At 41.5% G+C, this 7,146-nt stretch carries 6 protein-coding genes; 1 reads left to right on the top strand and 5 read right to left on the bottom strand.

What is annotated here, in order from left to right:
- Window positions 1-212, top strand: a 212-nt coding sequence (locus tag ACWVCM_RS13530; protein ID WP_455202290.1) for a sulfurtransferase TusA family protein, incomplete at its 5' end; no start/stop codon positions are given.
- A gap of 76 nt (window positions 213-288) precedes the next feature.
- Here ACWVCM_RS13530 and ACWVCM_RS13525 read toward each other — a convergent pair.
- From ACWVCM_RS13525 to ACWVCM_RS13505, 5 genes are all read right to left on the bottom strand, one after another.
- A complete protein-coding gene (locus ACWVCM_RS13525; RefSeq protein ID WP_455202289.1) occupies window positions 289-1,620 on the bottom strand; it encodes a diguanylate cyclase in 1,332 nt (443 codons plus the stop codon).
- Between the two features lie 339 nt (window positions 1,621-1,959).
- Window positions 1,960-3,981: a putative bifunctional diguanylate cyclase/phosphodiesterase gene (locus ACWVCM_RS13520; protein ID WP_455202288.1), complete on the bottom strand. Its 2,022-nt coding sequence runs from the start codon at window positions 3,979-3,981 to the stop codon at window positions 1,960-1,962.
- Window positions 3,982-4,175: 194 nt separating this feature from the next.
- Complete coding sequence (locus tag ACWVCM_RS13515; protein ID WP_455202287.1) at window positions 4,176-5,504, bottom strand: thioredoxin family protein; 1,329 nt, start codon at window positions 5,502-5,504, stop codon at window positions 4,176-4,178.
- A gap of 29 nt (window positions 5,505-5,533) precedes the next feature.
- On the bottom strand, window positions 5,534-6,229 hold the full coding sequence (locus ACWVCM_RS13510) for a 3'-5' exonuclease (protein ID WP_455202286.1): 696 nt from the start codon (window positions 6,227-6,229) through the stop codon (window positions 5,534-5,536).
- A 15-nt stretch (window positions 6,230-6,244) separates the two neighbouring features.
- Window positions 6,245-7,146 (bottom strand): putative nucleotidyltransferase substrate binding domain-containing protein (locus ACWVCM_RS13505; RefSeq protein WP_455202285.1); only part of this gene is annotated, 902 nt, incomplete at its 5' end.

The raw sequence follows: 7,146 nt of genomic DNA, 5'->3' as shown, positions 1-7,146 counted from the left end.
CGGTAGATGCCTGCGGCTTAAATTCCCCTGGTCCTATTATGAAATTGTCCAAGGCTGCAACAAAAGCAAAGGACGGCGACATGATTACTATAACCGCCACGGATAGCGCCTTTGAAACTGATATATCGACCTGGAGCAATAAAAAAGGCTTTAAAATAGTCAATATCGAAAATAATGCATCGAAAATTACTGCAGTGATACAGAAACTATAGTTTCTGTATCACAACTGGTTGTTACCTGACGTGGATATTGTATAGAACAGAAAGCCGATATTTAGCTAACTTTGGATTAACTCACCAGGGACTGTGAATTTTTATTTTGTAACAAATCATCATAGTGTGTAATCTGGTTGCGACCTTTATCCTTACTATGATAAACCGCAGCATCAGCTTGCCGGTACAGTTCTTCGGCCCCGCGATTGACATTCATCTCATTAGTTGTTGCTATACCGACACTGATAGTAGCGCATATTCTTTCATCACCAATGCGAGTTAGTTTTGATTCAATATCACGCCGCATTTTTTCCCCGATAGCAATTGCAGCCTCTTTATCTGCTCGTTTACACAGCGCCACAAACTCTTCGCCGCCTACTCGACATAAGATATCTGTTTTTCGTAGACCGGATTTCAGATTATTGGCGACCTGTTTCAATACGGTATCTCCTCCAGGATGGCCATACTGGTCATTAATCCTCTTAAAGTGATCGATATCGATCACCAGGATACTATTAACATCACCATGACGTAACGACATTTCCACTTCCGTTTTCATTAGTTCTTCGAAGTGCCGACGGTTATGCAATCCAGTCAGGGAATCGGTAACTGATAGTTTCCTGAATTCTTCATTCAGTTTATGTAACTCCTCAGATTGCTTTACCAGTTGACGATTATTCTGAATCAACCGTTTATCGGCCAGTTCAATTTTCGATTGCAGACGCGAATTTGCGTTGTTCAACTGGCCGCTTAACAGGTTAAACTGCCGTGCAAGCGCCCCGAATTCGTCTTCTGATATTACGGGTACCTCTCCTACTATTTGTCCATTTTCATCAATACTGTTATTCAGTGAGTCTGACATTACACTTACTGGACGAATGATAATAAATGACAAAGCGATAAACTCACCCAGGGCGATCATGAAAATAATAAATGCTTCACGCTTAATTAACGTAAACTTTTGTGATTCCAGACGCTGAATAGTGCTTGCAGTACTTAGGCCCAACGTAAGGCTTCCAACTATTTCCTCTTCCAGGCGAATATCCTGATTGAATAACACAAGATTTGGATTCTCACTTTCGTTATAAACCCCGGATTCCGCCATAGTATTACCTTTGGTATTTATTACTTTTGCGTAACCGATATCTTCGGACAGGGTGATTTCATCAAGCAATAACTGGATGGTGTGATAATCATAGCCTATTACTTTGTAAGCCAGGGACTTTGCAACAAACCGACTAATATCAGATCCGCGTTGATTGATTTCCTTCAAAGTGTTACTTTCTTCCTGTTTTAATGCCAGCCATCCACTCACGGTCAGCCCAATCATAAGAACGGACAACAATACGAGTAGCACTTTTTGGCGTACACCAAAACGAAACAACGAAAATATGGTACGACGGCTCATATGCAATAGTTAATTTACATAATTATTACGATGACTAATCACTCTATGGAACATACTATTAGCTGGCAGCAAACATTCTCGATGAAAATTAGTCGCCTCGTGAAATGCGAAAATTCTCAGCCACGAGCAGCTAGATTTATTCAGTCTTTGCCATTCTTTTTATCGGCAATATACTGAATTTCTTGAATATTTTTTGTTCAATGGTATGTCGGCCTGCTCTGCACCAGGATCGTAAAGTCCCTTATAATCAAGACCTTAATTTCTCACAGGAAGATGAGCTGCGTACCGGTAATGATCCGGGGAGGGAACGGTCTCCTGAGACTGCAATCCTGCTCAAAATCAGGCGGCGGGATCGTCAGAATTCAACAGGGAACCTTGACGCAATACAGGTTCAATATCCGAAACGGATAGAGGACGGCTGAAAAAATAACCCTGCATTGCATTTACATTCGCTCGGTGCAAAAGATCCAGCTGATGGGCGCTTTCTACACCCTCTGCGATTACCTTGAAACGTAAACTACGTGACAACGCACAAATTGCGTCAACGATAGCCGCGTCTTCAACATTAGTAGATATATCCCTGATAAAGGACTGGTCAATTTTAATGGTTTCAACAGGCATTTGTTTTAAATACGACAATGAAGAATAGCCTGTTCCAAAATCATCAACACTCAATGAAATGCCAATTTCATTCAAGTCATCTAATATTTGAATTGTGCGCCCAAAATCGTCAATTAAAACACTTTCAGTAATTTCCAGATCCAGGAAATGAGGTTTTAACCCGCTACCGGTCAACGCACCGTTAACATGCTTTATAAGGCCCTTATGCAATAACTGTTTCGCTGACATATTGATACTTATTCTTAAGTCATTTATACCTTGCTGTTGCCACTGCACGCATTGGGCGCTCGCATTTTCCAGTACCCACTGACCTACAGGAATAATTAATCCCGTTTCTTCCAGTAAAGGAATGAATTTTAGAGGGGAGGTGAATCCCAGGTCAGATGAATTCCATCGCAACAAAGCTTCTACAGCGAGTATATTACCCGTTCTGGCTTGCACCACTGGTTGATAGTACAACTCGAATTCGTCACGTTCTAAAGCCCTTCGTAATGCGTTTTCAATCGAAAACCTCGACGCAAGCTTTTGTCTTGTATGCTCGGCATAATACTGATACGTATTTCGCCCAGCCTTTTTTGCTTTACACATTGCAGAATTGGCTTTCTTGAGCAATGAATTAAGATCATCGTCTTCAAACGGATATGCTACGATCCCAACGCTGGCGGAAATAAACAGCTCATTACCATCTATAGTGAAAGCTTCAGTCATTGCATTTCCAATGTGCCTTGCTATTTCCTCGGCTTCATCTATAACAGAAAGCCCTTTTAACAAGACAATAAATTCATCCCCACCTATGCGAGCAATAGTATCACCGCCTCGAATGCATTGTTTTAGTCGGTCAGACACCTCCAATAAGAGATGATCACCTGTTGAATAGCCGAGGGCGTCATTTATCTTCTGAAAGTGATCAAGATCAATAAACAGTAGCGCTAACAACTGTTCTCTGTCTTGTGATATCTGCATAGCTTGTAGCAAACGGTCTTGTAGTAACACGCGATTGGGTAACCCCGTGAGCATATCATAATACCCCTGGTGCTTGATTAGCTTCTCCTGTTGATCCACAGTCCTTAACAACTTTCTGACGTTAAGGTCAGCTTTACTGGAGATGACATACAAAATAACAATGAGCAGAATGAACAGAGCACCTATAATCGTAATTGCCAGATGTGTCTTTTTATCGAGTGCTCGAATAGCCGCTGTCACATCTGAATGTAACTCAAATATTGCGATGGTTTTATTATTTGCGTCCAGGATTGGTACAAAACTTTCTACAACATATCGATCAAGCATCAGATCTTCCAGCGAATTAACAATGTCGCGATAAATCAACATTGATGCTGGCTTGCCAGACTTACTTGATTGGAAATTTTTGTGGAGATTTCGCTTATTGCCCAAATTGCGAGAATTAGTAGAGAATAGAACCGTACCTTCGAGTGAAAGAACGTTAGCAAGATGAATGTTCAGTCCCTTGTATTGTGCCCGGATGGCTTTGCCAAACTCAAACAGACCCGCATGATGTTTCAACTCATTAGCATTAAGTTTACTTAATTCCTTAAAATAAGTAGAGAATTCATCCCACGTGGAATTATAAAATAGATGCACCAGAGTGGTATTTCTCGTTTCACTGTGTTCGACTATATTGCTAATTTCTCCTTTACGATATAAATATCCCAAAATCGAAGTTACAAACAGTGCACCAATAACACTGGTAATAATCAAATTTTTCTTAAATTTAAGCATTTAGGACGGTTTTGCTGCACTGGCGACATTATTGATTCAGTCGCTACCAAGAATATCATTGATTATATTTCGACAAGATCAGGAATTTCTTTAACGAACAATGAGATAACGACATTCCAGCGGCGTTAGTGAAGAGGCTTGAATCATCTACGGGAATAGCGAAGCGTTCAGGAAATTATGGAAAATACAGTTTATCAGGGCGACGTCTGAACTCTTGATTTGTAGATGGAAACAATTAAATAAGATGAGAGCAACGCGATTACTAACAGCCCAAATGCCGCAAATATATTGTTTAACCAGTCTGGGACAAATACTAACACCAGCCCCATGTATAACATCATCATTCCTGAGACTAGCTTCAACTGTTTACCCTGCTCTTCCTGTAATTTTCTCGCTCCGAATGACAAAGTAAACACAATAACAATCACCAATAATGGAACAATATAAATAATGTTATAGAAAACTAAATACAGATAGTATGTCAGGCTGGGCAATTCCTCCATGGTTAATATTCGTGTATACACCATGGGAAATCCTGCGGTACATAAAAACTCATAGAGATTAGCAAATGCAGCCAGTCCCATTGTTGCCAGCAGCATTGCCGGCATATTATCCGCGTTCACCAGTTTGCGCATGCGTTGATAAAGACTGGGCCTGGCGCCGTCGGGAATAGACAATGACAAGCCCTGTTTAAACCAGAAATAATCCTTGATATTCAGTAGAGCGATACCCATAGCGAGCAAACCCGCAGCGATAGTTATAGCATTTATTTTTCCAATAACCAGGAATACATTGAGCCATGCTGCCATAAACAGGAAATACATTAATCCGGAAAACAATACAAATACACCACCTACAATAAACATACGTTTGCGGCTTTTTGCATGAACCAGCAGGCTTAACAAAAATAGCAAAACAAAAAATGCACAGGGATTAAAGGCATCAAGCCCTGCCAGAATAATGGTATATGCCGATAACGAATAATCTTGCAGGGATATTGTTCCGAGCAACGGTAACGCAATCACCGGATTGTCAAATACGCTAACAAGCTCTGGTTTTGCCTGAACGCGGTTGCTTTTCACCCATTCATGACACTTTACAAGTTCCTGCTCCAGGTATTTTCCCATGTTTTCCGGATTATCATAACCAACCGTCATATTGCCACACCAGAAAAACGCCGGCACCGATCTGGCCACCTGGTCTAAATCCGCTGCCATTGATATATACTGCTTAATGTGCTCCGGGTGTTCAGTGAGTTCCCTGGAATAAACTGTCAGCCATGCATGTTTCTTATTGAGGTTTTCTATGAAAGGCACGGCTTCGCGGCAATGGGGGCATTTCTTTGACCAGAAGAAATACAGATTAACAACTGGTTCGTTGTTTAAAGGATTTGAATACCATACAGTATCCAGCTTACTTTCAGCGACAATATTTTCATTACCGTTATCTTCAGCAAATACACTCGAAGTTAATCCTTGCAGTAAAAACGGAACAACAAAAATTATTATCCACCGAAATTTCATTGGCTTAAAGTTCTTAAATATTGCTAAGTCTATATTTCATTGTTGTATTGCATGGCAATTAATCGGGAGACAGGCTCATTGGGCTTTACACTTTGCTGCGTAAACTTTAAAAATATTTCCAGTGTGGCCAGGGCATCCCCATAAGCTGTATGCCGTTCTTTTATTTCAACGCCTGCGGCCTGCGCAACTTCTTCAAGGCAGTAGTGACCCATTTTTCCCGATAATTCCAGATACAGCAGCATAGTATCTACCCATGGATTTTGCAGAGAGCAGCCAGCCAGTTTCTGTAATCGTTTATTGATAAATCGAATATCAAAATTAACATGGTGTCCTACCAACACGGCACTGCTGATAAATTCCATGATTTCAGGTAATTTATCACTAAGGCTGGGTGCATCGGCAACATCAACATCTCTAATACCATGAATTTTTGTCGAAGTTTCCGGTATGCTGCGCCCCGGATTAATCAATGTATTAAATTCCTTCCCACTCTTTTCCAGTCCATTCAGCTCCAGCATTGCGATTGATACGATTTCATCTTCTGAGTAGGCTTGAAAACCGGTGGTTTCTGTATCGATGACAACAAACCGTGTTTCCTCAACAGCTTGTTTAATTATCTTTCTTGGATTCAACGTGGTGCAGTGCTGATAAATAGACTGAAGCGTTGGGTTCTCCAATGAGACCTTGCAATACTCTGGTTGACTTGAACGACCGAACCATTTCATATTGTATGTTCCATTTTAGAATGCTGCTAATCCAAACTCGCCCTGTAACTTATCCTGTAAGCGCTTTATGGCACGCATCGCCGCGCGCAATGTAGACCGCTCCGGAGCAGACAAATTTTGTGGATTTATATATTTATTAGGTTCCAGTCCAGCATCACGCTGCCTAATCTGATGTTCCAGCAATACATTAAGCAATTCTTCATATGCCACGATCGTTGAATCAACCAGGTCATTACTTAACACACCTTGCCGAACCAGTCCTTGCAAACGATCGATGGTATTTGAGCTGCTTAGGCCGGCACTCAGGGCATAAATACGTGCCGCATCGGCGATCAGGCGGGTTCCGTTACGCTTGATATCTATAGTCCCTTCATATTCACCTTCTTCAACGGTTAATAAACGATTGAAAAATCCCAGAGGTGGGCTGCCTTCGGCATCATCTTCCACCATAAAACCCAGCAGCGTGTTTTTTTGCTGGATCTGTTCCAGCAGGTAACTACGCAACTCATGGGTTAGCTGATCGTTACCGTGTAAAGTTTCAAAATCAAAAACAATATTCGACCAGCGGGCGCCTTTTTGATTGGGGTGGCTCACCAAATGTTGTATCTGTGATTTCCATTGCGACAGGGTTTTACGAAACATGGGATTGCTGGCCATGATTTCGCCCGGACACAGGATATACCCAACTTTATCCAGGTTATGCGTGATACGCTGCGAGAACTCGCTAAACCAGTCATCTTCATCACTTGAAAGTCGCCCTGCTTCATCCGAGATAATTATTCCATTATCCTGATCCGGATTTAACAACATTTCATGCCTTCCGCCTGAGCCCATTATTAACAAGACATAGTCACGAGGCGCTGATCCGTATTGTTCAGCCTCCATTTCCGCTAACGTCAAAATCACACAACGGTTTT

The sequence above is a fragment of the Kaarinaea lacus genome (assembly GCF_975902315.1).
Note: the sequence above shows the minus strand (reverse complement) of the source record. Positions and strands in the feature narration are given on the sequence as shown.

What these genes read in the sequence shown, in the direction of transcription:
- ACWVCM_RS13520 (WP_455202288.1), bottom strand. Translation starts at nt 3,981, where the DNA reads ATGCTTAAATTTAAGAAAAATTTGATTATTACCAGTGTTATTGGTGCA.
- ACWVCM_RS13525 (WP_455202289.1), bottom strand. Translation starts at nt 1,620, where the DNA reads ATGAGCCGTCGTACCATATTTTCGTTGTTTCGTTTTGGTGTACGCCAA.
- ACWVCM_RS13510 (WP_455202286.1), bottom strand. Translation starts at nt 6,229, where the DNA reads ATGAAATGGTTCGGTCGTTCAAGTCAACCAGAGTATTGCAAGGTCTCA.
- ACWVCM_RS13515 (WP_455202287.1), bottom strand. Translation starts at nt 5,504, where the DNA reads ATGAAATTTCGGTGGATAATAATTTTTGTTGTTCCGTTTTTACTGCAA.